Below are 25,308 nucleotides of genomic sequence, written 5' to 3' on the forward strand. Positions count from 1 at the left end.
CTGCAATAGTCGTTCGGGTCGGACGGTCGTGGAACGAAGGAGTAACGGTGAGCAGTGCACACAGGGGCCGGGGCGAGCTGTCGCGGCGCGGGATGCTGGGTGTCGGAGTCGGCGCGGCTGCCGCGGTAGCGGTCGGCGCGACCGTCACCGGATGTGGTGACCGACCCGCCGGAGTCACCCCGTCGAGCACCCAGACCGACCCGACCGAGGCCATCCTGGAGGCCAACCGCGCGCTGGTCGACACCTTGCCCTTCGGCGATACCGCCGACTTCGCCGACGCCGACCGCGGCTGGATCGCTTCCCTCGAGCCGGGCACGGTGACCGATCCGTCGGGGAAAGTGGTGTGGGACACCGACTCCTACGACTTCCTCGCCGGTTCCTGTCCGCACTCGGTGAACCCGAGCCTGTGGCGGCAGTCCCAGCTCACCGTCAAACAGGGCCTCTACGAGATCGCGCCGGGCTTCTACCAGATCCGTGGCCTCGACCTGTCGAACATGACGTTGATCGAAGGCGAGACCGGCGTGGTCGTCATCGATCCGCTGGTCTCGGCGGAGACGGCGGCGGCCGGGCTCGCGCTCTATCGCAAGCATCGCGGTGACCGGCCGGTCACCGGCCTGATCTACTCCCACTCCCATGTCGATCACTTCGGCGGCAGCTACGGCGTCATCACCCCGCAGGACGTCGCCGCCGGTCGCTGTCCGGTGATCGCGCCCTCGGGATTCATGGAGCACGCCGTCGCTGAGAACATCTACACCGGTACGGCGATGGCCCGCCGCGCCGCCTACATGTACGGCGCCGCCCTGCCGCGCGGTCCGAAAGGCCAGGTGGGAGCCGGTCTCGGACAGACCAATTCGGTCGGCACGATCGGCCTGATCCCACCCACCGTCCATGTCACCCGCGCCGACCAGGAAGAGACGGTCGACGGCGTGCGGATGGTCTTCCAGCTGACGCCGGGCACCGAGGCGCCGTCGGAGATGAACTTCTACTTCCCCGATCGCCGCATCCTGTGCATGGCCGAGAACGCCACCCACACCATGCACAACATCGTCACCCTGCGCGGCGCGCTGGTGCGCGACCCGCATGTCTGGTCGAAATACCTCACCGATTCGATCAACCGCTACGGTCGCCGGTCCGATCTGGTGTTCTCCTCGCACCACTGGCCCGTCTGGGGTACCGATCGGATCGTGGAGTTCCTGTCGCTGCAGCGCGACATGTACGGCTACCTCAACGATCAGACGCTGCGACTGCTGAACCAGGGCTACGTCGGCGCCGAGATCGCCGAAATGCTGCGGATGCCGCCCGCGCTGACAACGTCGTGGTCCACGCACGGCTACTACGGCTCGGTGAGCCACAACGTCAAGGCCGTGTACCAGCGGTACATGGGCTGGTTCGACGGCAACCCGGCGCACCTGTGGGAACACCCGCCGGTGGAGAACGCGCGCCGCCACGTCGACGCGATGGGCGGCGCCGACGCGGCCCTGCGCACGGCGCAGAAGGCCTACGACGCCGCCGACTACCGCTGGGTCGTCCAAGTCGTGAACTACGTGATCTTCGCCGACCCCACCAACAAGACGGCAAAAGACTTGCAGGCCAGTGCCTTCGAACAGCTCGCCTACGGCGCGGAGAACGCCACCTGGCGCAACTTCTATCTCAGTGGCGCCCACGAACTGCGCAACGGTTCCTTCGGCACGCCGACCACGGCCAACTCCGCGGCGATGGCCGCCGCGCTGAGCGTGGAGCAGGTGTTCGACGCGGTGTCGCTGCGGATCGACGGACCAAAGGCCTGGGATGTCCGGATGAGCACCGACTGGCGGATCAGCAACGAGGACAACCGCGTTCACCGCGTCGAACTGCGCAACGGCGTACTCGTGCACTACGACCGATTCCCCGGTGACGCGCTGCCCGCACCCGACGCGACGATCACTCTCACCCGTCAGACCCTGATCGCCACCCTGGTCGGTGGCGCCGACCTGCGCAAGGGCGTCGCGAGCGGTGACATCGCCCTCGACGGCGATGCCACCGCACTGGCGAAGCTGCCCGGTCTGATCGACAAGCCGGACCCGAACTTCGCCATCGTCACGCCGTGACGAGGTCAGGACCCGGTGGGTACCTCGCCGACCGCCTTGGCCGGATCGATCACGCCGAACACCTCGCCCTGGGGCGCCTGCAGAATGCCCATCCGGCCGAACGGGCTGTCGTCGGGGCCCATGATCACCGAGGCTCCCAGTGCGGTGGCCTCGGCCAGCGAGCCGTCGGCGTCGTCGACCTGGATCCAGGTGAGCCAGTAGGGCGGGGTACTCAGCGCTGAGGCGTCCATCATGCCGCCGATCTCGTGGCTGTCACCGGGCAGCGCGAAGGTGGAGTAGGTGAAGGTTTCCCCGTCGCCGATCTCGTTGTACTGCCAGCCGAATACCTTGTCGTAGAACTCGTGTGCCTGGTCGTAGGCGGGAGTGTGCAGTTCGTTCCAGCAATAGGCGCCGTGCTGGTTGAACACGCCGGCACCGTGGTGTGCCTTGGCTTCCCACACACCGAAGACCCCGCCTGCCGGGTCGGCGGCGATGAACATCCGCCCGACGTCGAGAACATCGAACGGCGGCATGAACACCTGTCCGCCCGACTTGCTCACCCGCTCGGCGATTTCGTCGGCGCGTTCAGCCGCGAAGTAGGTGGTCCACACCGACGGCATCTCGCTCATGCCCTCGGGTTTCGGGCCGATGCCCGCCGCCGGTCGGCCGTCGAGTGTGGCCATGAGATAGCCGCCGGCTTCGGCGGGACCGTCCTGGACCTCCCAACCGAACAGCGTGCGGTAGAAATCGCGGGCGGCGGTGGTGTCGTCCACCTGACAGTCGATCCAGCAGGGAGTCCCCTGCGGCCAAGCTTCGTCGCGTGTCGGCATTGTCGAACGTCCTCCTCGGCGATGGATGAAGGCCGGTCCCAACCGCACCGGCATGGGTCGAGTCAACCACCGGCCACCGACATGAACGCGGAGCCACAACCGCGCTGAACTGGAACAACGTGTGTTCACAGCGACAGTCCGAGCGGGCCGACGATCACCCGGCGAACTCGTTACCCCTGTTACAGTTTCCGCGCCGATCGTGCGGTGGCTTGGTCAACGTCGGAAACGAACCGGTCGGGAGCGACTCATGGTGGTTAGAGGTTCGGAACGCGGGTTGGTCCGGATTCTGGTGACGATCCTCGCGGTGGTCGTCGTGCTCGGCTGCGGCGGTGGTCTCGCCGGTGGACAGCCGCCGGACGCGCCGTCCGCGCGGTGGACCGCCCAGCACGACGGCCCGGGGGCCTACCCCGAGGTGCGGGTGGAGCGCGGCGTCCAGATCGCGATGAGCGACGGCGTGGTGCTCAAAGCCGACGTCTATCGCCCGGCCGACGCCGCGGGCGTGATCGAGCAGAAGCCGCTTCCGGTGATCGTCAGCCTGACGCCGTACTCGAAACTCATGACCGGGCTGATCGAATCGGCCGCCGCGATCCCGGGCCTGCAGTCCACCGCCGTCGATATCGTGCGCAGGCTGAACCTGTCCACCACCCCGATCAGCGGTTTCGGCGACCTCATGCAGGCACTGGACGGCGGCATGATCCAGACCATGCTCGGCGTCGACCGCAAACTGGTCAGCGCCGGCTATACCGTGATCGTCGCCGATGTGCGGGGAACCGGTCTGTCGCAGGGCAAATGGGACACCCTCGGTGCGCGCGAACAACTCGACACCCGCGAGGTGATCGACTGGGCGGCCACGCAGCCGTGGTCGAACGGGCGCATCGGGATGAGTGGTGGCTCCTACTCGGGGATCAACCAGTTGCGCGCCGCCGAGAACGCCCCGCCCGCGTTGCAGGCGATCTTCCCGGTCGAACCCGGCAGCGACCTCATGCGGGACGTGGTCGCCCCCGGCGGCGGCGTCGGCACCACGTTCCTGCCGATGTGGCTGAACTCGGTCAACCAGCTCAAGCTCGTACCCGACGTGGCCTCGATGGTCGACGGCAGTTTCGACTGGACCTGGTTCAAGGATCGCCTCGCCGACCCGACCACCAATTTCGACCTGCTCGCCCAGTCGCTGCTCACCCCGTCGCTGTCGAACATGCCGCCCGCGCTCGACGGCGCGCTCGACGACACCTCGGCGTTCCGCGAGGCGATCATGGGCCACCCGGAGAACGTCACGGTGCCCACCTTCGTCTACGGCGGCTGGCACGACATCTTCGCCAACAGCGCGACCAAGCTCTACGAACAGATCCCGCTGCCCGCCGGGCGCAAGCAACTCGTCGTCGGCGACACCTATCACGCCAATCCCGGTGCGGGGACCGGTGTTCCCGGCGCGCCCCCGCGCCTGGACGTTCTGCAGCGGGCCTGGTTCGACAAATGGCTCAAGGACATCGACAGCGGCATCGAGGGATTCGGGCCGGTCACGGTGAAACAGCAAGGTGGCAGCTGGGTGACGCTGCGCGAGTTCCCGCAGCCCGGCGTCACGCATCGCCGCGTCTACCTCTCGGCCGCCCCCAGCGGCAGCACCGAGGAGAGTCTGCACGACGGATCGCTCAGCGCCACCGGGCCTACCGCTACCGAAACACTCACCGTCGCACCGGGTTTGAATCAGGTCTGCTCGCGCGACGCGGCTCAGGGCTCGGCGGGTATGGCGGCCGCGTTCGACACCTGCGCGAAGGACTCCCGCATCGCCGAACGCAACGGCCTCACCTTCACCAGCGCCCCGCTGACCGAACAGACGGTGATCTCGGGCCCGATCAATGTGCGGCTCAACACGATCCACGATGCCACCGACGGATTCTGGAACGTCACCGTCAACGACGTGGCACCCGACGGGACCTCGACGGTGCTCACCACCGGCCAGCTCACCTCGTCGATGCGGGCCGTCGACGAACGGCGCAGCGCGCGCTCGATCAACGGAGACTTCACCGCGCCCTTCAACCCCCTCACCGTCGACCGGTTGCTGCCGGTGGTCCCCGGCGCACCCACCGACATCGATGTGGCCGTCATCCCGACCCAGGCGGTGCTGGCGCCGGGACACCGGCTGCGCATCGACGTCTTCGCGGGCAACGCGCCCAAGGCATTGCCGTTCCGACCGATGCTGAACGCCAGCGGTCTCGAGCCCCAGCACGTTCGTCTCGACCCCGCGGCGCCGAGCTTCGTCAACCTGCCCACCGACCGTCCGATTCCCTGATCGACGCTGGGGGAGTCGTCGCCCCATTACCCTCGGTCGGGCAGGATGCGTGGGCGTGCTGTGGAGACGAGGAGGTCGCTGTGGTCGAACCTGTCATCGTGGTGATGGGCGTGTCGGGGTGCGGGAAGACGACCGTCGGCGCGCTGACCGCCGACCGGCTCGAAGTCCCGTACGCCGAAGGTGACGACTTCCATCCGCCGGCCAACATCGAGAAGATGGCCGCGGGCATCCCGCTCACCGACGAGGACCGGCTGCCCTGGCTCGACACCGTCGCGGACTGGCTCGCCGAGCACCAGGCGGCCGGCGGGGTCGCGACCTGCTCGGCGTTGCGGCGGGCCTACCGCGACCGCCTGCGCGAGAAGGCGCCGCAGACCTACTTCGTTCACCTGGCCGCCACCCGCGAGGAACTGCTCCGCCGGATGACCGGCCGACTCGGTCACTTCATGCCGACGATCCTGCTGGACTCCCAGCTCGACACCCTCGAACCGCTGCAACCCGACGAAGCGGGTGTCACCCTCAACGCGCTGCAGCCGCCGAGTGCGCTCGTCACCGAGGCCGTCGACTACTGGATCGCCGATCACCGCTGAAGCAGCGGGTGCAGCTCCTCGACCGGGGCCAGCATCAGCATCGCGCCCACGACCAGCGCCGCCAGGCAGACAGCGCTGAAGAACAGCACCCACAGCACCGCGGGCAGATGGGTCAACCGGGCCAGCTGGTCCGCATCGGAGTCCGTCCGCCCCGGTTGCCTGCGACGGCTGCGTTGCAGTTCGAAGACGGGCCGCACCCCGGCGGCGAGCAGGAACCACGCCGCGAGATACGCGAACGCGGCCTGCAGCAGATCGCTGCCGAACCACGACACCCCGAACACCAGTGCGCCGAGCACGAACACGGTGAGCAGCCCGTACACATTGCGCACCTTGATCAGCACCGCGGCCAGCATCACCAGCGTCGCCCACAGCATCACCGTGACCCGGCCCGTTCCCAGCAGTGCCGCGTAGCCGAGCCCGAGCAGCGCCGGCGCCGGATACCCGGCGGCCGCGGTGAGAATCATGCCGGGACCACTCGGTTTGCCGCTCGACACGGTCAGCCCCGACGTGTCGGTGTGCAGGGTGATCGCGTGCAGCCTGCGCCCGGTGAGCAGCGCGACCAACGCGTGCCCACCCTCGTGCGCCACGGTCACCGCGGCGCGGGTCAGCCGCCACAGCGGTCGGTAGCCGACCAGAATCAACGCCACCGCGGCGGTGGCGAGCACCAACCACCAGGCGGGCGCGGGCTGGGGTGCGAGGAGACGATCGAGCAGCGAGCTGGCAGATCCGGTGTTCACCGCCGCACTTTAACCGTCCTCGGGCTCCTGCGTCGCCGACCGGGCAACCGGACTGCCGCTGAACTGCCTGCGGTGCCGTCCATTCCGCCACCGGGCCCGTGGCGACCCACAGCGTGGTAGCAATGGGCATGCAGATGCGCCCTCACCGCTGGACTCCGCCACGCCCCACCGCTCGTGCTCGGCAGACCAAGAGCGATCCGCCGATGCCGCCGACCCGGCTGTTGCCGCTGCCGGGCAACGGCCCGGAGGATGTGGTGGTGCTGCCCGACGGCCGGATCGTCACCGGGACCGACGACGGCGCGATCTGGCGCGTCGATCCCGCCAGTGGTGAGGTCGAGCGGATCGCCGACGCCGGTGGCAGGCCGCTGGGCATGCACGTCGAGGCCGACGGCGCACTACTGATCTGCGTCGCGGGCCGGGGCATCCTCCGGCTGGCCGAGGCGGGCGCGGAACTCGAGGTCGTCGTCGCCGAGCTCGACGGTGTTCCGATCGCGTTCCCCAGCAACGTGATTCGCGACGACGATGGCACGATCTATTTCTCGATCTCGTCGCGGCGGTGGCCGTTCGAGGAGTGGATGACCGACATTCTGGAACATTCCGGCAGCGGAGCGCTGGTCCGCCGCGATCCGGACGGACACCTGGAGGTGCTCGTCGACGGTCTCCAGTTCGCCAACGGCGTGGTACTGGCCCCCGACCGATCCTGTCTGCTGGTCGCCGAGACCGGCGCCTACCGGATCACGCGCTACTGGCTGACCGGTCCGCGCGCGGGCACCACGGACCACGTCGCCGAGAACCTGCCCGGTTCACCCGACAACATGCTGGTCGGCAGCGACGGACTGGTCTGGGTCGGCATCGTCTCCCCACGTAACCCATTGCTGGACAGGCTCTTCCCGCTTCCGGGGATCCTGAGGCGCTTGGTCGACGCGCTGCCGGATCGCCTGACGCCCGCGCCCGTTCGTTCGGTCTGGGTGCTCGCGTTCGATTTCGACGGCACCCTCGTGCACGATCTGCAGCGCGACGGCGGCGACTACGCGCTGGTCACCGCGGTGGCCGAACACAACGGCACCCTCTACCTCGGCAGCCTGTCCGAGCCGGCGATCGCGGTCACCTCGGTCCCGGCGACCTGACCTCAGCGCCGCACGGTGGACGGCACCGGATGGTCCGGCTCGAGCGCGGGCAGCCCGTCGATGCTGGTGGCGTTGTCGCCGGCGATGCGGCGGGCGAAATCGGCATCGGTGCGGCGGGTATGGGCCTCGTCGAGGATCGAGCGTTCCTCGACGAGGTCGAGTTTCGGCACCGACCAGCCACACGAGTCGGCGATCCGGTCGACCGAGATCACCACCGCCGAACGGATTCCGGTGTGGCCGGTGCCGAAATGTTCACGCAGCGTGTCGAATTCGTCGGAGTCGGGGCGAACCACCCGGCCCGCGCCGAAGAGTCGCAGGATGCGGGTGGTGCGGGTGAACGAACAGAACATCACGGTGATCCGGCCGTTGTCGCGCAGGTGGGCGATCGTTTCCGAGCCGCTGCCGAACAGATCGAGATAGGCGACGGTGTGGTCGTCGAGCACGGCGAAGGTGTCGCGATAGCCCTTGGGGGAGACATTCACGTGGCCGCCGGCCGACGGCGCGGTGCCGATGAAGAACATCGGCTGTTCGGTGATGAATGCCCGCAACTTGTCGTCGATCCGATCGAACACCTTGCCCATGACGCACTCTCTTCGTCCCACCAGTCGGTGGGCTCCCCGCGTCCACTGTATCGACCGGCCGGACCGAGGCCGCCGTTCGGTTCACGGTGAGGGTTACCGCAGACGGCCGCGGCGCCTTGGCCGACGATATCCCTATGACGCAGACCGCACCGAGCCCCACCCACCCCGTACAGCAGCGTTACGCGGACCCGGCCACCGAGATTCCGGCCCAGTGGAATCCGGTGCTCGAAGTGCTGCACGCGCACAAGTCGGTGCGCCGCTATCTCCCGGATCCCGTATCGCCGGACACGATTCGGCTGCTGGTCTCGGCCGCGCAGTCGGCGGCGACCTCGTCGAACCTGCAGGTGTGGAGCGTCATCGAGGTCCGTGATCCGGCGCGCCGGGCCAGGTTGGCCGCGATCGCGGGCGGTCAGGCGCATATCGAGCAGGCGCCCGTGCTGTTGGTCTGGACTGCCGACTTCGCCCGGTTGCGTCAGCTCGCCGACGATCACGGCGCGCCGCTGGAGGGTGCCGACTATCTCGAATCCAGCTACGTCGGCTTCGTCGACGCCGCGCTCGCCGCACAGAACGCGGTGGTCGCCGCCGAATCTCTCGGCTTGGGCACCGTCTACATCGGCGCGTTGCGCAACGACCCGGAAGCGGTGGCCGCCGAGCTGAATCTGCCCGACCACGTCTTCGCGGTCTTCGGCCTGGTTGTCGGCCACCCGGACCCGGCGGAGGGCACCAGGGTCAAGCCGCGCCTACCGCAGACGGCGGTGCTGCATCACGAGACCTACGACCTTCCGGTCCAGCGCGAGCCGGTCGCCGAGTACGAACAGCGGATCGGCGAGATCTACACCGATCAGGGCCTGCCGTTCTCGTGGACCGAGCGCACCCTCGCCCGGCTGGCCTCGGCGGCCTCCCTCAACGGCCGCCACCGGTTGCGGGAGTCCTTGGCCGCCAGGGGATTCCGACTGCGCTGAGCGAAGCGCTCAGCCGTCGATCGCCTTCTTGGTCAGGTCGAGCGAGCGGATGCGGGCGTCGAGGTCGTAGACGAGGGTGTTGAGCATGAGCTCGTCGGGAGAGGTGGCGTCGAGCAGTTGTGCGGCTTGGGCGCGGACCGTCTCCGGCGAGCCCTGCAGCTGCGCGGCCCGGCGCTGCGCCGCGAAGTGGCGTTCGGCGTCGGTGCCGGGGAAGCCCGCGGCCTGCTCCGGGGTGGCCAGTGCCTGGGGGCGGCCCGAGCGCAGGTTGGCGAAGGCGAGATCGCGGGGTGCGGCGAGGCGGTCTGCCTCGGCATCGGTGTCGGCGCAGATCGCGGAGGCGGCCACGATCGTGTACGGCTCGCTCAGGGTCTGCGACGGCCGGAAGTTGTCGCGGTAGAGCGTCAGCGCGGCGACGGTGTTGTCGGGGGCGATGTGATGGGCGAACGCGAACGGCAGACCCAGCACCGCGGCGACCTGCGCGCTGTAGCCGCTCGAGCCGAGCAGCCACACCTGCGGTTCCGCGTCGAGGCCGGGGCTTGCCACGATCCCGCTCGGATCGGCGCCACGGAAGAAGCCGATCAGCGCGGTGAGTTCCTGAGGAAACGCGTCACCACCGAGTCCTTCGGCACTGCGGCGCAGTGCGCGCGCGGTGACCGGATCGGTGCCGGGGGCGCGGCCGATCCCGAGATCGATCCGTCCGGGATGCAGCGACTCGAGTGTGCCGAACTGTTCGGCGACCACCAGCGGCGGATGGTTCGGCAACATCACCCCGCCCGAACCGACCCTGATCCGCGAGGTGGACGCGGCCAGATGCGCCAGCACCACCGCCGGCGCCGCACTGGCGATGCCGGGCATGTTGTGGTGCTCGGCCACCCAGAATCGGCGAAAGCCCTGCTCTTCGGCGTGCTGTGCGAAGCGGGTCGTCGCGTGCAACGCGTCACCGGCCGTCGCATCCGATTGCACCGGTGCCAGATCCAGAACCGACAGCGTGACGGCGCTCATGAGCCTCCTCGAGTTGTGTACTACCCCTATGGAGGCCAACCCGCGCCGGACTGCCGGTATTTCCGCGCACCGGTGGTGGTGACACCGGCCACGGTTGCGGGGCGGTAGCGTGCACGACTGATCGACGCGACGGAAGGACTGCTCCATGTCAGCCGATGGCTCCGGCCTATCCACCGACGCCCCCGTGGCGTCCGCCCCTACGGCCGAATCGGAGGGATACGAGCGCGGCCTGAACCCGCGCACCATCCAGATGATCGCCATCGGCGGTGCGATCGGCACCGGGCTGTTCTACGGCTCCGGCGCGGCGATCGAGCAAGCGGGTCCGTCGCTGATCCTGGCCTATCTCGCCGCCGGGCTCGCGATCTTCGTCATCATGCGCGCGCTCGGTGAGCTGCTGACCTACCGCCCGGTGTCGGGCAGTTTCGCCGAATACGCGCACGAGTTCCTCGGCCGGTTCGCCGGGTTCGCGACCGGCTGGTCGTACTGGGCGGTGTGGGTGTCGACCTGCATGGCCGAGATCACGGTGGCCGGCCACTACGTCCAGTACTGGTTCGATATCCCGCAGTGGGTGACCGCGCTGGTCGTGCTCGCGGTGCTGTTCACCGCGAACTTGATCTCGGTGCGAGTCTTCGGTGAGGGCGAGTTCTGGTTCTCGGCCATCAAGGTGACCGCGATCCTGGCGATGATCTTGATCGGCATCGGTGTGCTGGTGTTCGGCTTCGGCCACGCCGCCGATCCCACGGTGACCAACCTGTGGGCCGACGGCGGCATGTTCCCGCACGGTTTCGGTCAGACCCTGCTCGTGTTGCAGATCGTCGTGTTCGCCTACGTCGGTGTCGAACTGGTCGGCGTGACAGCGGGAGAAGCTCGCGACCCCGAGACCACGCTGCGCAAGGCGATCAACACCCTGCCGTTCCGGATCGGTCTGTTCTACGTCGGTGCGCTCGTGGTGATCATGTCGGTGGCGAGCTGGCGCAGTTTCCACGCCGGGCGCAGCCCGTTCGTCGAGGTCTTCGAACAGATCGGCATCCCCGCCGCCGCGGGCATCATCAACTTCGTGCTGCTCACCGCGGCACTCTCATCGTGCAATTCGGGCATCTACTCCACCGGCCGGATGCTGCGCAGCCTCGCGTTGCGTGACGAAGCGCCCGCGAAGTTCGCGATCTTGAGCAAGCAGTCGGTGCCGTTCACCGGCATCTGCGCCTCGGCGGGTGCGATGGTCATCGGGGTGGTCGTCAACGCGATCTCGCCGGACAAGGCCTTCGCCTACATCACCTCGGTGAGTACCGTCGGGATCATCGTCGTGTGGAGCGTGATCCTGGTGTGCCACATCAAGTATCGCGCCAAGGTTCGGGCGGGCGAGCTGCCCGGCAGCGACTACCGGCTGCCCGGCGCTCCCGTCACCACGTGGGCCGCGCTGAGTTTCCTCGGGTTGGTCGTGGTGCTGTTGCTGTGGACCGATGGCGGGCGCACCGCGCTGGTCGTCGGTGCGGTCTGGGCGGCACTGGTCTGCGCGGGCTACTACGCCTTCGGCCGCCGCGACGCAGTACACACCGGATAGCTCCGTTTGCTGGAAAGCCGCTGGCAGAGAGCCATTTTCTGTCGTACCCCCTCGGTATCGTCGAAGTGTCACACAACCAGCCCGGACGCGAGTGTGGCCGGGCGGTGCGAGAACGGGGGCACACGAGATGAGTGACGAGAACCGCGGCGATCTGCGGCCGCCACGCCAGCACGGAACCACCTGGCGGGAATCGGAATACCGGATACTGGCCGACGATCTGCGCGCGGGCGCCGATCTGGCCCGCACGGCGATCACGGTCGGGCGTACCGAATCGGCGGTGCGCGCCGCGCTGCGCAACTTCGTACCGCCGGAGGAACGGGTACCGACCGCCGAACGGGAGCGCTGGATCCGCACACGCCTTGTCGCCGAACCGGAATGGGACTGGTGGGCGGTGGTGATCGACCATCACCGCCGCTCCCGCAGCGGTCTGTGGTTCACCCGCCACGAGCACTGCGCCCGCATCGGCTGGCGCAGGCGCACCCCCATGCCCGCGCTGGCCCAGGAACTGGCCACCTCGGAACTGTCGGTCGCCGAGCTGCTGCGTGCGCTGGGGCTGGTCGAGAGCATCGAGGAAGCCGCCGACCGACTCGGCGCCACCCCGGGCCTCGCCCTGGCCAAACGGGTCACCGCCCGCCGCGACGAAGCCGTGGGCGCCCGCTGGATCCTGGTCGTCGACGGCGCCGCGGGCACCACCCGGCCCCGCAACGCGCCGGTCCGGCGCCAGCTGTCCCTGCACGAGACCCGCGCCGACGCCGAAGCCGAACGCGACCGAATCCTGTCCTGGCACACCCGAATCGGCCCCGAAGATCCCGGCTCACCCGTCTGGTGGACCATCGCCGAACGCGGCCTCGGCGCAACGGTCGGCCACACCCGTTGCGGCACGCACGATCCCACCGCGACCGGTGGCCGAATCCGCGCCGAAGCCCTGACGGTCGGCGACATCATCCGCGTCCCGGTCCCCGACGGCGGCTTCCTCCAGGACCGCATCACCGCGCTCACCCAACCCGCCGCGGGCGCGTCGATCGTCGTGGACTTGGCACCGGTCGCCAACTCCCGCGTCCGTCGCGTCGTCGAATTCGCCTCCGATGAAATCGTCGACGTGGTGCGCAGATCGGAGGAACGCTCGGCATAGCGGGCGCGACAGCCGAGTCCGGTCATGGCGGCGGCGAACCTCGGCACGGTGAAACCCGCGGTCCGGCGCGGGTTCATTCGTGTCCGTGATCGGCGCTCACCGGGGTGAATTCGGGCCCAGGACCGTGCGGATCACCTCCGTGCGCAGCGGTAGATCGAACTCGCCGTCGGCGGTCTCCGGTGTCGCACGCAGGTAGTCGAGGATCCGGCCGAGCACTTCGGCTCGTTCTTGCGCGGAGACGACCACGGTGTGTGAATTGGTGCCGATGGACGCGGTCAGTGATTCGGCGGTCCGCCGCTGGCTGTGCGCGAACTCGGCGTACTCGAACGGCGCGAACAGTGGGTGCGCGGGCAGCGCGTCATCGGACGACGACGGTGGAAACGACGCGGACGAGCGCGAGACCTCCTGCAGTCCCGCGACCCACTCGACCTTGTTGTCGTCGTTGTTCCAGAATGCGGCGAACACCCCCTCCGCGCGCAGCACCCGCGCGATCTCGGGAAACGCCCGCGCTTGATCGAACCAGTGGAACGCCTGCCCGGCGAGCACCGCGTCCACCGATCCATCGGCCAGCGGAATCGCTTCCGCCGTACCGGAAAGCGCCGTCACTGCGGGAAAGTGACGAACGAGTTCGGCCCGCATCGCCTCATCGGGTTCCACCGCGATCACCTCGACCCCCGCGGCGAGCAAACCGCCGGTGAGCTTGCCTGTCCCCGCTCCCAAATCCAGCACAACAACCCCCGCCTTTTTCGCGACCGCCTCCAGCGCCCACCGAATCCCCGCCTCCGGATAGTCCGGCCGATGCTCGGCGTAGACGGCTGCCTGCGCGCCGAACGAGCCGGCCCGTCGCTTCCGCCGCTGGACCTGGTCCGCCGTCCGATCCGCAGAGTTGCCGATTCCCACCATGGCACAAAGCTACCGACTGCCGTCGCGCCGCGAAATGGTTCGTGTGGGTGGTGAATTGTATTGGGGTACAGAGAGAATAGTTGCCATGGATTGGACCAATGTGGCGGTTGCCTCGATCACGGTTGTCGGCACGCTCGGGGGCGGCGTCGTGACCCAGGTCTTCGCGATTCGCAGCAAGCGAATCGATGCGAAGGTACAGCGCGACAATCGAGCGGAGGAACTGCGGGAGCTCACCCGGAAAGAGGCCACCGACGAGAAGCGGGCGGTCTACGCGGATCTCAACACCACGGCGCATTCCTGCCGAACGGCGATCCGGCACTATCTCGACGAGAAAAGCGGCGGGCGTACCCCTGATCTCGCCAAGTTCGAGACTGCGCGGGAGGCGTTGCGCGACAGCTATTCCCGTGCGCAGATGGTGGTGTCGGATCGAGCACTCGATTTTGCGTCGGAGGTCAATCGCTGCCTCGACATCGCCCATCGCACAGCGCTCCAGTTGGACGAGAACGACGCCGTGGAGGTCGCGGCACTCTATCGCTTCCTGGACGAGTCAGTGGGCTTCGGTGTCCGCCTGCTGCGTCGAGCGATCCGCGAGGACCTCGGGATCGAACCCGGGGCCGATGCCGATCTCGGCGGCCGTCTCGTCTCTCTCAGGGAAATGCGCCACGAGTTCGTCGGGAGGCAACGGCCCGACGTGCCCGCCCAACAGCTCGACCACCTCGGTTGAGGTTCGCCGACCGACGCTGGTCACGATACCCAGACCACCTCGATGCCTGCGGATACGCGCGGCCGCGGCACATCGAGGGCGAGGTCGTGGCCGACATCGCGCGGTGATCACGGCGCGCTGACCGTCGCGGAGACGTGGCCGCGGCCCGGCATGGTCGCGGCGGCGACGAGCATGACGACAGCCATGGCCAGCATCGCGAGGAAGACCAGGTGGATGCCGTGGGCGAGTTCGCCGGGTGCGGGGTGGTCGGGGTTGTGGATGCCGGCGTTGACGATGGCGCCGAACACCGCGACGCCCAGTGCGCTGCCGAGAGAACGGGCGAACATGTTGGCGGAGGTGACCACGCCGCGTTCGTGCCATTCGGCGCTGGCCTGAGCGGCGATGAGGGTGGGGGAGGCGACCAGGCCCATCCCGCAGCCGATGAGGAAGCAGGAGGCCGCGATCTGCCACGGGCTCGACTGCGGGTCGACGAGCAGCGTGGTCGCGCAGCCGAGCGCGGCGATCGTGCTGCCGACGACGCCGCTGATGCGGAATCCCCAGCGCAGGTACAGCCTGCCGGACAGGGTCGCGGCGAGCGGCCAGCCGAGCGTGAGCCCACCCACGGTGAGCCCGGCCACCAGGGCGGTGGTCCCGAGCACGCCCTGGGCGAAAGTCGGCACGTACGAGGTCAATCCGAGGATGACGGCGCCGACCAGCAAGGAGACCGTGCAGCTCGCGATCACCACGCGCCGGGTGAAGATCCACAGCGGCAGAATCGGGTTGGCCGTCCGCAGCTCGACCACCACGAACAGCGCCAGCACCGTCATGCTGCCCACGAACAAGGTGAGCGAGGCCGGTGAGGTCCACTCCCAGGCCTGACCACCTTCGAGCAGGGCGAGGATCAGGGCGCCCGCACCGACGGTGAGCAGGATCGCGCCGAGGTAGTCGATGCGCTGGGTGCGGCGCACCGCCGATTCGGTGAAGTGGCGCACCAACATCCAGGCCGCGACCGCGCACAGCGGAAGGTTGATCAGGAAGATCCACCGCCAGCTCAGATGGTCGGCGAACAAGCCGCCCAGCAGCGGGCCGAGCACGGCCGAACTCGCCCACACCCCGGCCAGATACCCCTGGACCTTGGCGCGTTCGGCCAGTGTGTACAGATCACCGGCGATCACCATCGTCATCGGCTGGATCGCGCCCGCTCCGATGCCCTGGATCGCCCGGAAGGCGATGAGCGCCACCATGCTCGTGGCCAGCCCGCACAGCAGCGACCCCACCGCGAACGCCGCGATCCCGAACAGGATCACCGGCTTGCGCCCGACCATGTCGGCGAGTTTGCCGTAGATCGGCACCGTGACGGCCTGCGCGAGAAGGTAGATGGAGAACAGCCACGGGAACATCGCGAACCCGCCGAGAGTGTCGGTGATGGTGAGCACCGCTGTGGCGATGATGGTCGAGTCGAGGGCCACCAGCCCGGTGGAGAGCATGAGCGAGGCCAGGATCGGACCTCGTTCGGAACGCAGACCGACAGCCGGGCTCACGGTATCGGTAGCCACCGAGGTCCTTTCGTTGCATCGACTAACCACTCGGTTCAAGGTATCCGGGGCGCAACCGTTTCCGCGCGGCATTTTCCGAGGGTGTGACGCGATCGGTGTGGGGCGGGTCTTCAGTCGGCGGCGAACCTCGCGGCGATGTCGGCCGCGGTGACCTTGGCCAGTTCCACGAAGAACGGCACCCGCTCGTCGATCATCAGCGTCGCGGGTCCGCGCATGCCCAGAGCGAAGCGGCAGCGACCCTGGCTGTCGAGGATCGGCAGGCCGATGGTCCGGAATCCTGGGTCGAGTTCGCGATCGTTGAACGCATAGCCGCGTTCGCGCGTGGTGATCAGTTCCGCGCGCAGTTCCTCGGGGCTCGACACCGAACGCTCGGTACCCTCTTCGTAAGGCAGCGAACGCAATTCGTCATCGCTGGCATCCGACCATGCCAGCAGCGCTTTGCCGAGTGCGCTGGCGTGCAGCGGAAGTCGCACACCCTGGAGCTTGTGCCCGTCGCTCTCGCGCCATCGGCTGGTGCCCAGCAGGACCGCGTGGATGCCGTGGCGGGTGGCCACCGACCCGGTCGCTCCGGTGGTGGCGGCCAGTTGCTCGAGGTAGGGCTCGGCGAGGTAGATCCGGTGTTGGCGATAGGCGATCTGACCGTATTCGGCCAGTGCTCCGCCCATGCGGTAGCGACTGGACTCGGCGTCCTTCTCCAGGAACCCGGCCTGCACGAGCGCACCGAGCAGACGGTGGGTGGTGCTGATCGCCAGGCCCTGGGCACGGGCGACTTCCGAGACTCCACGCTCCTCGCCGCCGCGGAAGCAGTCGAGTACCGAGAGGGCCCTGGTCACGGTCTGCACGCTGGAGGTCTCCACAGAGCCGACGGTAACACAGGTGTTCGAGCGCTCGACCGCCCAAATTTCCGCTATGTGGAAAACGTGGGTCCGGGAACCCCGGTCACTTGCCATAGAACGACAAGTCCACCGCTGTCAAGCTTTCCGATCCGTGGAAAGGCATACCTCGTTCGAGACCACACCCGCTCCTACGCTGCGAAGGCATCAACCCCCAGCCCCGAACAGGAGCCCCGATGTCCCGCAGGCTGCCGGCCTTCTCGCGGATCGCCCTCGCGATCGTCCCCGTCGTAGCCCTCGTCGCGGCGTGTGGCTCCGGCTCCACGCCGGAACAGGGGGCGCAAGCCTCGTTCGTTCTCAAGGTCACCGATCCGGGCAACAGTGGCCCGCTCGCCGTCGGCAAACGCGACGGCACCTTCGACGCCGCACTCGCCCCGCTGGGCGCCAAGATCGAATGGGTCAGCACCACGCCGGGTTTCAGCTCCATGCTGAAGCTGTTCAACACCAGTGAACTCGATGTCTCCGGCGCCGCGTTCAGCCCCGTCGTCGGCGCGCTGTCCAAGGATGTCGGCGTGAAGATCGTCGCCGTGGCCGACCCGGCGGGTCAGGATCAGAGCGGCATCGTGGTGACCCCGGACTCGGGCGTGACCACCGTGGCAGGCCTGGTGGGCAAGCGGATCGCGGTGAATCCCGCGGGCAAGGGCGAGTACATCACGCTCAAAGCGCTCGCCCAGGCGGGCATTCCGGCCGACAAGGTGACCCGGGTGCCCCTGCAGCAGAAGGACGCCGCTTCGGCCTTCGCGACCGGCAAGGTCGACGCGTGGGCGTCGTTCCTGGTGCCCTACCAGGAGGCCAAGGCCGCGGGCGCCAAGGAGATCGCCACCGAGAAGTCCGTCGGCTCCAAGGACAACACCGTGGTGGTGTTCCGCACCGAAGTTCTCGACAAGCGACCCGATATCGCCGCGAAGTACCTGGAAGTACTGCAGGGACTCACCGCGAAGCAGAAGGCGGCGCCCGCCGACTTCGAGAACGTCTTCGAGAAGTCCGGCCCGCGTGCGCTGACCGGTGACCGGCTCGCCGACGCGGTCCGGGTCGGCGGTGAGGTCACCGTGCCCCGACTGCCCGCCGAATCCGATGCCATCGACCTGGCCGACGTGGTGAACACCTTCGCCGACAACGGCGTCATCTCCCGCCGGATCACCGCCGCCGACATCTTCTACGACCTGAAATCCAAGCTCACCCCGGACCAGCTCGCCGCGCTGAAGGGCAAGTGAGATGAGCACCCTCGCCTTGGCCCCGCCCCGGGCGCGCGTCGCCCGGCAGCGGCCGCGATGGTTGTCACTCGGCCTGCGCGCTGTTCTACCCGCCGCGATCGTGCTGGTCTGGTGGGTGGGTTCGGCGAGCGGCGCGATCTCGCCGCGGGTGATCGCGGGCCCCGGCGCGGTCTGGTCGGCGTTCGTCGAACTGTTCGACAGCGGCCAGCTGGTGGATTTCGCGCTCGCCTCGTTCGGGCGCGCGGCCGCCGGGGTCGCGATCGGCGTCGGGGTCGGGTTGGTGCTCGGCCTGCTGTCGGGGTTGTCCAGCCTCGGGGAGGAACTGGTCGACTCGACCATGCAGATCGTGCGGGCGGTGCCGTTTCTGGCGCTGGTTCCGCTGTTCATCGCCTGGTTCGGGATCGACGAGCTGTACAAGATCCTGCTCATCGCGGTGGCGACGACGGCGCCGATGTATGCCTACACCTATCTCGGTGTGCGCAATGTCGACCGCAAGATGGTCGAGGCGGCACGCAGTTTCGGGCTCACCGGCGCCCGGCTGGTGGTCGAGGTGATCGTGCCCGCCGCGCTGCCCGGGATCCTGATGGCGCTGCGGGTGTGCCTGTCGATCAGCATCACCGCGCTCATCGCCGCCGAGCAGGTCGGCACCCAGCAGGGCGTCGGCTACCTGGTGACCCTCGCTCAGGAATACAACCGCACCGACTACATGGTGCTGTGCGTCGTGCTCTACGCGCTGCTCGGTCTGGTGTTCGACGCACTCGTGCGGCTCGCGGAGCGCTACGCGATGCCCTGGCGGAAGCAGGTGGCGATCCGATGACGACGACAACAGCAGCGCCGGTCCCCGTCGAGACCGAAGCTCCGGCCCCGGTAGCGGTATCGATCACCGGTCTGCGTAAGGCGTTCGGCGAGAAGACAGTTCTCGACGGAGTCGACCTGACCATCCGCCGCGGCGAGTTCGTGGTGCTGCTCGGCCCGAGCGGCACCGGCAAGACCACTCTGCTGCGTCTGCTCACCGGGCTCGAAACCCCCGATGCCGGTGAGGTATTGGTGCCTGCCCGACGCACGACGGTCTATCAGGAACCCCGGCTGATCCCGTCGAAGCGGGTACTGGCCAACGTCATCGTCGGCCTGCGGCGCGGCAAGCCGCAACGCGAAGCCGGTCTGCGCGCACTGAACGAAGTCCACCTCGACGGCAAAGCCGGTCAGTGGCCCGCCACCCTGTCCGGTGGTGAAGCCCAGCGCGCCGCACTCGCCAGGGCGCTGGTGCGCGAACCGGAGCTGCTGCTGCTCGACGAACCGTTCGCGGCACTGGACGCCCTCACCCGGCTCCAGATGCAGGACCTGGTCGGCGATCTCGTCGCCCGGCACCGGCCCGCCGTCCTCATGGTCACCCACGACGTCGACGAGGCGATCCGCCTCGCCGATCGGGTGATCATCCTCGACCACGGCCGTTTCGCCGTCGACGAGGTCATCGATCTACCCCACCCGCGTGATCACGCGGCACCCGAAACCCTCGGGTACCGCACGCAATTCCTCGCCCAGCTCGGCGTCGGACCACACACCAGGAGCCTGCCATGACCGAAACCCTGTGGTACACCCGCTGCCCCGTGCCGACCGCGAGCGGTCTCGCGCACAGCCTCGGCTGGCTCGGCGAGACCGCCGCCAGCGCCGGCCTCGAGTTCGGCGTTCTCCAGGACGCGGGCCCCGAGCTCGCCGGCCACCACTTCTCCCACGACCTGTCGGGCCTGATCCGGGAGGGCGGCAATGTGCCCGCCCTGGCCGCTCGCGCGCAGGGTTCGCCCACCCGCCTGATCGGGCTCACCTGGATCGACGAGTCCCAGGCGATCCTGGTCGGCCCCGAATCGCCGGTCGCCGACGCGGCCGGCCTGGCCGGTCTGCGCGTCGGTGTGCCCGCGTGGGCGCAGGATCAGGCGCGCAGCTTCCCGCGTGCGATGGCACTGCACGGCTTCGCCAACGCGCTGCGCCCCGCCGGGCTGACCCTGGCCGATGTCCGGGTCGTCGAGCTCGATGTCGAGCGGGACCCGCAGGTGCGCACCGCGATCCAGAGCGCACGGCGCTCGACGACGTGGGGTGTGGAGGAACTCCTCGACGGCAAGGTCGACGCCATCTACGTCAAGGGCGCCCGCGCCCAGGAAGTAGCCAAGGAGAACGGGCTGCGCGTCGCGGTCGATCTCGACGCCTCGGCCACCAAGCACCTGCGGGTCAACAACGGCACTCCGCGCCCGATCACCGTGCACGCGGACCTGCTGGAATCCCTGCCCGAGGTCGTCGTCGGCTTCCTCGCGCAGAGCCTGCGCGCCGCCGATTGGGCCGCCGGTGATCTCGACGGGGTCCGCGCGGTGTTGCAGCGCGAAACGCTGTCCGGTCCCGACGGCGTCGCCGCGGCCTACGGTGACGAGTTCCATCGCGGCCTGCATCCCTCGCTCACCGCCGAACGCGTCGAACTACTCGGCGTGCAGAAGCAGTTCCTCTACACCCACGGCTTCCTGGCCGCCGATTTCGATCTCGAATCCTGGGTCGCCCCTGAGCCGTTGGCTCGCGCGCGGGAACTCGTCGCCGCCGAGCGGGTGCCCGCATGACCGAGTTCGTGTGGCGGCTGCCCAGCCGCGGCGACGGTCGGCGCGCCGATCCAGGTCTGCGCGGTCGCGGAGGCCTCGGCCTGCCGACACCTCCGCTCGAGACCACCGACGTGCGTCCGGGTCGCTTCGGTCCGTTCGACGATCTCGCCCAGATCGTCGACGCCGCCGAACTGAACGGGTTCGATGGTGTGCTCGCGCCTTACGACCCGCTCGGCGAGGAGTCCTGGATCGTGGCGGCCGCCGCCCTGCGCGCCACCCGCTATACCCGGGTGACGGTCGAATTCCAGCCCGCTTTCGGCACACCGGTGTACGCGGCCAAGGTGTCGGCGACCCTGCAGCGGCACTCGGCGGGCCGATTGAACTGGCGGCTGGCTGTCGACACCGACGCCGCCGAGGCCCGCTCGCGCGGCGATCGCGTCACCGGCGACGAACGCTACGACCGCGCCGCGGAATTCCTCACCGTCGCGCGTGGGGTCTGGAACGAGAACGAGATCAGCGCAGCGGGATTCGCGGGCACCGGCTTCGACTACGCGGGCCGGTACTACGACGTCATCGACGGGGGATTCCGCGGCATCCTGTCCGGTCTGCCGTTCCCGACCGTCCACCTGAGCGGCACGTCACCCGCCGCGCTGGCCTTGTCGGCCGCGCACGGCGATGTCCATCTCTTCGCCGAGCGGGCCGACGGAATCGCCTCCGCCGTCACCGAACTGGGGGAGCGGGCCGCCGCGGCGCGACGCCGGGTACGGGTCGGTCTGGAGCTGCCGATCATCGCCAGGGAGACCGAGGACGAAGCCTGGGCCAGGGTCCACCGCCAGTGGGACGAGCTCGACCGCCCCGATACCGCCGCCGACCACGCGCTGGGTGATGGACGCTGGGCGGGCTTCGACGCCTTCGGCTACGACCGGAGCATCGGCCTGGTCGGCAGTTACGAGCAGGTGGCACACCAACTCTCGGCCTACGAGAGCGCCGGAGTGCGGACCTTCGTGCTGTCCGGCCACCCGAACATCGAGGAAATCCACCGCGCGGGCGAACACCTGCTGTTCCTCGCCGACCCGGCAGGCCGCACCCTCCCCACCGCGCAGGAGCTCACCGCATGACCATCGACGTCTACTGGCGCATCGGCATGGAAGGCGACCACGCTTCCCTGCGCACCCCGCGCCGCTACAACCGGGGCAACGCGGGCGGCTACGGGCCCGGAAATATCGCACCGGCCATCCGCGACGGCGCACTCGATCAGTACAGCTATCTCGACCATGTCGCCGCGGTCGCCAAGGCCTCGGAATCGGCGGGCTTCCTCGGCGGGCTGCTGCCCTCGTTCCCGGTGACCGACGACCCGTGGGCCGTGGCCGCCGCACTCGCCGCCGAGACCACCACCTACCGCTTCATGGTGGCGTTCCAGCCCGGCTTCCTCCATCCCGTGCAGGCGGCCAGGATGTCGGCGAGTCTGCAACGCGCCACCGGCGGGCGACTCGTCTACAACATCATCAGCGGTGGCGGCGGACCGGCCCAATTGTGGTGGGGCGACAAGGTTTCCCATGACGACCGCTACGCGCGAACGAGCGAATTCCTCGACGTGCTGCGCGGGGTCTGGGACGGCGAATCCTTCGACCACGACGGCCGTTTCTTCGGCACCGAGGGCGCCGCACTGCCACCGGGTCTGGCCGGACAGCCTTTCCCCGAGGTGTACTTCTCCGGCTCCTCGGGTGCCGCCGTCGCCGCGGCGGGGCGCCACGCCGACTACTACCTGTCCTGGCTCGAGCCCTACGCCGACCTGCGCGCCAAGTTCGACGGTGTCCGCCGCAACGCCGAAACCACCGGCCGCACGCCCAAGTTCGCGGTCCGCATCGACATCGTCGCCCGCCACACCGAGGAAGCGGCCTGGGCCGAGATCGAGAAGGGCTGGGCCTTCGTCGACCGCGACGCCGCCAACCGCGCCGCTCAGGGCGACTCCGTCGGGGCGGCCCGGATCAAGGGCTGGGTGCCCGAAACCATCACCGGATACCGCGATCTGGAAGTCCAGCCCAACGTCTGGTGCGGATTCAGCCTGATCCGCGGCGGCCCGGCCTTCGGCCTGGTCGGCAGCTACGAGCAGGTCGCCCAGCGGCTCGACGAACTGATCGACCTCGGCGTCGACGCCTTCATCCTCGCGGGCAACCCGCACCTGGAAGAGGCCTACCGGGTCGGCGAGGAAGTACTGCCACTGCTGGGCCGTTCCCGGCTCACCACCCCGTCCACCGACACCGTCCTCGCGACGGCCCGATAACGCAGGAGCAACCTTGACCACCACCGAAACCCGTCTGCCGGAGGCCGTCACCGCCTTCGTCGATGCGGTCACCCGCGACGCCGACACCGCGTTCCGGGTATTCCGGGAGACCGGCACCGTCACCGGCAACGGCACCGTCAACTTCGTCGAGCGCGTACCCGGCGAGGAGATCGCCGTCGCTCTCAACGAGCCCGGCCCGTGGGCCGACGACCGGACCGTCGCGCCCGTCGTCGCCACCTTCGACGGAGAAGTGCTGTCCGGCAAGGGATCCGCCGGATTCGTCACCGGTTACGCGAAGGTGTTCCGCGCGCACCCCGAGATCACCTCCGTCGTCCACATCCACACCCCATGGCTCGGCGGCTGGGCACAGACCCACCGCACCCTGCCGATTCGCTACGCCGCCTCGCAGCGACTCACCTTGTCGCGCGAGATCCCGCCGCACATCGACCGCACGGTCGGTGCGGGCGACTTCATTCTCGGCCGCCTCGAGGTCGACCCGCACCTGGTCGCGATCTTCGAGGCCAACGGTGGCGCGAACGTGATCGGTCGCGCCGGTCTGCTGGAACTGGCGAAGTTCGTCGTGCTGCTCGAGGAGGGCGCGCAGTATCAGGCGATCGCCGAAACCCTCGGCGGCTCGGTCGAATTCGATCCGTCGAATCTCGCGGTGCAGTGGCAGCGCAGCGGTCTGGCCGACGAGGCCCGCCGTCTCGGCCTGATCGGAGACGCGCGATGAGTGGTATCAGGGTCGGCTACTTCCCGCACAACAATTCGCTGTTCGTCCTGCGTCATCGCGGGATCCTGGAACGGTCGCTGCCCGAGGTCGAATGGGTCGATCTGCGTGCGCTGCCGCAGCCCGCGCGAGTCGATCCCACCACCGCGCTGCCGAGCGAACACTCGGACTGGTTGTTCACCGAGGGCGGCTACGACATCATCGGCACCGGGTTCACCCCGCCGATCACCGCGCTCGCCAACCAGCGTGACATCGTCTATCTCGGTATCTCGGGCCCGCGTGTGGAGAACGGCAGGCTGGTCGCGACCGCGGCGAGCGGCATCACCTCCGCCGCGGATCTGAAAGGCAAGCGGGTCGGGATCGCGCACGGCTCGTGGCAGACCACCCTGTTGCTGTTCGCCCTCGACCAGGCCGGTCTCAGCTGGGCCGACGTCGAACCGGTCGATGTCGACGTGCGCGGGGGCGGCGCCGCGCTGCTGGCCGGTGACCTCGACGCCTGGGTCGGTACCTACCCCGGTCTTCAAGACGTGGAGGCGGCCACCGAGCTCACCACGCTGGTCGACACCGCCTCGGTCTTCAGCCACCCGTCGCTGTGGTTCACCCGTCGCGACCTGGCCGAAAGCAACCGCGCCGCAGTGGAAGCGGTGCTGGCCGCACTCCAGGAGTCCGACGCCTGGATCGCCGCGAACCCCCGCGAGGCGGCCCAGTACTTCGTCGACGACGCACAGGCACGTGGCATCCCCGCCGACCTGGATGCCTGGGAAGCAGCCCTGCGCGGCCGTCCCTTCGGCGTGCATCCGGTGAGCGAGGATTTCCTCGACGAACAGCAACGCGCCGCCGACCTCCTCGCGGCCAACGGGCTGCTCCCGCGCACGGTCGAGGTGCGGTCGGCCGTGCTGCCGTGGATCGGTGAGGTGATCAGCGACCGGTCCGCTGTCACCGTCTGAGCCCGGAACGCTCGGGTGATCGAACCGATCACCCGAGCATCGCGTTCAGTCGCGCCGCGACCCCGTGACCCACACCGGCCCGGTGAGCAGCCAGATCACGGTGATCACACCGAGGCTGCCGAACACCCCCATCAACTGTTCGCGCTGGGCGGCATCGGCGACGGTGTAGCTCAACGCCAGGGTGAGCGCGCCGGCGATAGCCGCCGCACCGAGCCAGCGGGAGAAATCGGCCCATTCCTTGCGGGTGCGTTCCGGCCCGTACTTCGGGATCTTCACCGGGACCGGTCCACCGGCGAAGCGGTGGGCGAATCGCTCGTCGGCCCACCGGATCATCCGGCCACCGAACATCACCGTGCAGCCCAGATAGATCCCGGCGACACGATGGGCGAAGGTCACCTCGCCACCACGGTGGAGGTCGATCGCCACCGCGACCACCAGCACCACATCCAGGACCGGCACCAGAGCCAGCGCCACGGTGCTCGCACGCGGCACCCGGATCACATAGCGCAGCAGCAATCCGCCGACCACCAGCACCCAGAAACCGACTTCGCACGCGGCGATCGTCAGCAGTACGGGGTTGCTCAGTTCGTTCATTCCCCCACTGTGCCGGGCACGTCGGTCCACCGT

Annotated in this window: 24 protein-coding genes; 16 read left to right on the forward strand and 8 right to left on the reverse strand. The window is 68.8% G+C overall.

Features of this window, described 5'->3' with window-relative positions; translation table 11 throughout:
- Positions 1 to 92: 92 nt before the first annotated feature.
- Positions 93 to 2,087: an alkyl/aryl-sulfatase gene (locus ACFQ9R_RS09625; protein WP_378990021.1), complete on the forward strand. Its 1,995-nt coding sequence runs from the start codon at positions 93 to 95 to the stop codon at positions 2,085 to 2,087.
- Between the two features lie 5 nt (positions 2,088 to 2,092).
- Here the strand turns inward: ACFQ9R_RS09625 and ACFQ9R_RS09630 are convergent, their stop codons facing one another.
- Entirely contained in the window at positions 2,093 to 2,896 is an 804-nt protein-coding gene (locus ACFQ9R_RS09630) for a VOC family protein (protein ID WP_378989940.1), read from the reverse strand.
- A gap of 247 nt (positions 2,897 to 3,143) precedes the next feature.
- On the opposite strand from ACFQ9R_RS09630, the gene ACFQ9R_RS09635 reads away from it, so the two are divergent.
- Together ACFQ9R_RS09635 and ACFQ9R_RS09640 are read left to right on the forward strand one after the other, a co-directional pair.
- On the forward strand, positions 3,144 to 5,183 hold the full coding sequence (locus ACFQ9R_RS09635; RefSeq protein WP_378989941.1) for a CocE/NonD family hydrolase: 2,040 nt from the start codon (positions 3,144 to 3,146) through the stop codon (positions 5,181 to 5,183).
- A gap of 104 nt (positions 5,184 to 5,287) precedes the next feature.
- On the forward strand, positions 5,288 to 5,770 hold the full coding sequence (locus tag ACFQ9R_RS09640; protein WP_378990022.1) for a gluconokinase: 483 nt from the start codon (positions 5,288 to 5,290) through the stop codon (positions 5,768 to 5,770).
- On the opposite strand, the gene ACFQ9R_RS09645 is transcribed toward ACFQ9R_RS09640, so the two are convergent.
- On the reverse strand, positions 5,761 to 6,507 hold the full coding sequence (locus ACFQ9R_RS09645; RefSeq protein WP_378631064.1) for a M50 family metallopeptidase: 747 nt from the start codon (positions 6,505 to 6,507) through the stop codon (positions 5,761 to 5,763). The genes ACFQ9R_RS09640 and ACFQ9R_RS09645 overlap by 10 nt on opposite strands.
- A gap of 122 nt (positions 6,508 to 6,629) precedes the next feature.
- Here ACFQ9R_RS09645 and ACFQ9R_RS09650 point away from each other — a divergent pair, with 122 nt between their 5' ends.
- Entirely contained in the window at positions 6,630 to 7,634 is a 1,005-nt protein-coding gene (locus tag ACFQ9R_RS09650; protein ID WP_378989942.1) for an SMP-30/gluconolactonase/LRE family protein, read from the forward strand.
- Between the two features lie 2 nt (positions 7,635 to 7,636).
- Here ACFQ9R_RS09650 and ACFQ9R_RS09655 read toward each other — a convergent pair whose 3' ends face one another.
- Positions 7,637 to 8,215 carry a pyridoxamine 5'-phosphate oxidase family protein gene (locus ACFQ9R_RS09655; protein WP_378989943.1) on the reverse strand — a complete coding sequence of 193 codons (579 nt, stop codon included), beginning with the start codon at positions 8,213 to 8,215 and terminating at the stop codon, positions 7,637 to 7,639.
- 134 nt (positions 8,216 to 8,349) lie between these two features.
- On the opposite strand from ACFQ9R_RS09655, the gene ACFQ9R_RS09660 reads away from it, so the two are divergent.
- The gene (locus ACFQ9R_RS09660) at positions 8,350 to 9,177 is read left to right on the forward strand and encodes an NADPH-dependent oxidoreductase (protein WP_378989944.1); all 828 of its coding nucleotides are present in this window, start codon (positions 8,350 to 8,352) and stop codon (positions 9,175 to 9,177) included.
- Between the two features lie 9 nt (positions 9,178 to 9,186).
- On the opposite strand, the gene ACFQ9R_RS09665 is transcribed toward ACFQ9R_RS09660, so the two are convergent.
- A complete protein-coding gene (locus ACFQ9R_RS09665) occupies positions 9,187 to 10,179 on the reverse strand; it encodes an LLM class flavin-dependent oxidoreductase (RefSeq protein ID WP_378989945.1) in 993 nt (330 codons plus the stop codon).
- A gap of 145 nt (positions 10,180 to 10,324) precedes the next feature.
- Between ACFQ9R_RS09665 and ACFQ9R_RS09670 the strand changes: the two genes are divergently transcribed.
- On the forward strand, positions 10,325 to 11,740 hold the full coding sequence (locus tag ACFQ9R_RS09670) for an amino acid permease (protein WP_378989946.1): 1,416 nt from the start codon (positions 10,325 to 10,327) through the stop codon (positions 11,738 to 11,740).
- Positions 11,741 to 11,867: 127 nt separating this feature from the next.
- Positions 11,868 to 12,872 carry a hypothetical protein gene (locus ACFQ9R_RS09675; protein ID WP_378989947.1) on the forward strand — a complete coding sequence of 335 codons (1,005 nt, stop codon included), beginning with the start codon at positions 11,868 to 11,870 and terminating at the stop codon, positions 12,870 to 12,872.
- 96 nt (positions 12,873 to 12,968) lie between these two features.
- Here ACFQ9R_RS09675 and ACFQ9R_RS09680 read toward each other — a convergent pair whose 3' ends face one another.
- Positions 12,969 to 13,775: a class I SAM-dependent methyltransferase gene (locus ACFQ9R_RS09680; RefSeq protein ID WP_378989948.1), complete on the reverse strand. Its 807-nt coding sequence runs from the start codon at positions 13,773 to 13,775 to the stop codon at positions 12,969 to 12,971.
- Here ACFQ9R_RS09680 and ACFQ9R_RS09685 point away from each other — a divergent pair.
- A complete protein-coding gene (locus tag ACFQ9R_RS09685; protein WP_378989949.1) occupies positions 13,774 to 14,499 on the forward strand; it encodes a hypothetical protein in 726 nt (241 codons plus the stop codon). The two genes, ACFQ9R_RS09680 and ACFQ9R_RS09685, sit on opposite strands and share 2 nt — an antisense overlap.
- Before the next feature lie 107 nt (positions 14,500 to 14,606).
- Here ACFQ9R_RS09685 and ACFQ9R_RS09690 read toward each other — a convergent pair whose 3' ends face one another.
- Both ACFQ9R_RS09690 and ACFQ9R_RS09695 read right to left on the reverse strand, forming a co-directional pair.
- A complete protein-coding gene (locus ACFQ9R_RS09690; protein ID WP_378989950.1) occupies positions 14,607 to 16,034 on the reverse strand; it encodes an MDR family MFS transporter in 1,428 nt (475 codons plus the stop codon).
- Between the two features lie 110 nt (positions 16,035 to 16,144).
- A complete protein-coding gene (locus ACFQ9R_RS09695) occupies positions 16,145 to 16,891 on the reverse strand; it encodes an IclR family transcriptional regulator (RefSeq protein WP_378989951.1) in 747 nt (248 codons plus the stop codon).
- A gap of 212 nt (positions 16,892 to 17,103) precedes the next feature.
- Between ACFQ9R_RS09695 and ACFQ9R_RS09700 the strand changes: the two genes are divergently transcribed.
- The 8 genes from ACFQ9R_RS09700 to ACFQ9R_RS09735 are packed head-to-tail and all read left to right on the forward strand — an operon-like array spanning position 17,104 to position 24,681.
- On the forward strand, positions 17,104 to 18,141 hold the full coding sequence (locus ACFQ9R_RS09700; protein WP_378989952.1) for an NrtA/SsuA/CpmA family ABC transporter substrate-binding protein: 1,038 nt from the start codon (positions 17,104 to 17,106) through the stop codon (positions 18,139 to 18,141).
- A gap of 1 nt (position 18,142) precedes the next feature.
- Positions 18,143 to 18,958, forward strand: a complete 816-nt coding sequence (locus ACFQ9R_RS09705) for an ABC transporter permease (RefSeq protein ID WP_378989953.1) — start codon at positions 18,143 to 18,145, stop codon at positions 18,956 to 18,958.
- Positions 18,955 to 19,719 (forward strand): ABC transporter ATP-binding protein, encoded by a 765-nt coding sequence (locus ACFQ9R_RS09710; RefSeq protein WP_378989954.1) that lies wholly within the window; start codon positions 18,955 to 18,957, stop codon positions 19,717 to 19,719. Before ACFQ9R_RS09705 ends, ACFQ9R_RS09710 begins: the two co-directional genes overlap by 4 nt.
- Positions 19,716 to 20,741, forward strand: a complete 1,026-nt coding sequence (locus tag ACFQ9R_RS09715) for an ABC transporter substrate-binding protein (protein WP_378989955.1) — start codon at positions 19,716 to 19,718, stop codon at positions 20,739 to 20,741. The genes ACFQ9R_RS09710 and ACFQ9R_RS09715 overlap by 4 nt, the downstream gene beginning before the upstream one ends.
- Complete coding sequence (locus ACFQ9R_RS09720) at positions 20,738 to 21,838, forward strand: LLM class flavin-dependent oxidoreductase (RefSeq protein WP_378989956.1); 1,101 nt, start codon at positions 20,738 to 20,740, stop codon at positions 21,836 to 21,838. The genes ACFQ9R_RS09715 and ACFQ9R_RS09720 overlap by 4 nt, the downstream gene beginning before the upstream one ends.
- A complete protein-coding gene (locus ACFQ9R_RS09725; protein ID WP_378989957.1) occupies positions 21,835 to 23,004 on the forward strand; it encodes an LLM class flavin-dependent oxidoreductase in 1,170 nt (389 codons plus the stop codon). The genes ACFQ9R_RS09720 and ACFQ9R_RS09725 overlap by 4 nt, the downstream gene beginning before the upstream one ends.
- Before the next feature lie 13 nt (positions 23,005 to 23,017).
- The gene (locus ACFQ9R_RS09730) at positions 23,018 to 23,737 is read left to right on the forward strand and encodes a class II aldolase/adducin family protein (RefSeq protein ID WP_378989958.1); all 720 of its coding nucleotides are present in this window, start codon (positions 23,018 to 23,020) and stop codon (positions 23,735 to 23,737) included.
- Positions 23,734 to 24,681 carry an ABC transporter substrate-binding protein gene (locus tag ACFQ9R_RS09735; protein WP_378989960.1) on the forward strand — a complete coding sequence of 316 codons (948 nt, stop codon included), beginning with the start codon at positions 23,734 to 23,736 and terminating at the stop codon, positions 24,679 to 24,681. Before ACFQ9R_RS09730 ends, ACFQ9R_RS09735 begins: the two co-directional genes overlap by 4 nt.
- Positions 24,682 to 24,726: 45 nt before the next feature.
- Here the strand turns inward: ACFQ9R_RS09735 and ACFQ9R_RS09740 are convergent, their stop codons facing one another.
- On the reverse strand, positions 24,727 to 25,275 hold the full coding sequence (locus tag ACFQ9R_RS09740) for a hypothetical protein (protein WP_378989961.1): 549 nt from the start codon (positions 25,273 to 25,275) through the stop codon (positions 24,727 to 24,729).
- Positions 25,276 to 25,308: the final 33 nt, after the last annotated feature.

It is taken from the genome of Nocardia sp. NPDC056541 (assembly GCF_042794235.1).
In the GTDB taxonomy this organism is placed as follows: Bacteria; Actinomycetota; Actinomycetes; order Mycobacteriales; family Mycobacteriaceae; genus Nocardia.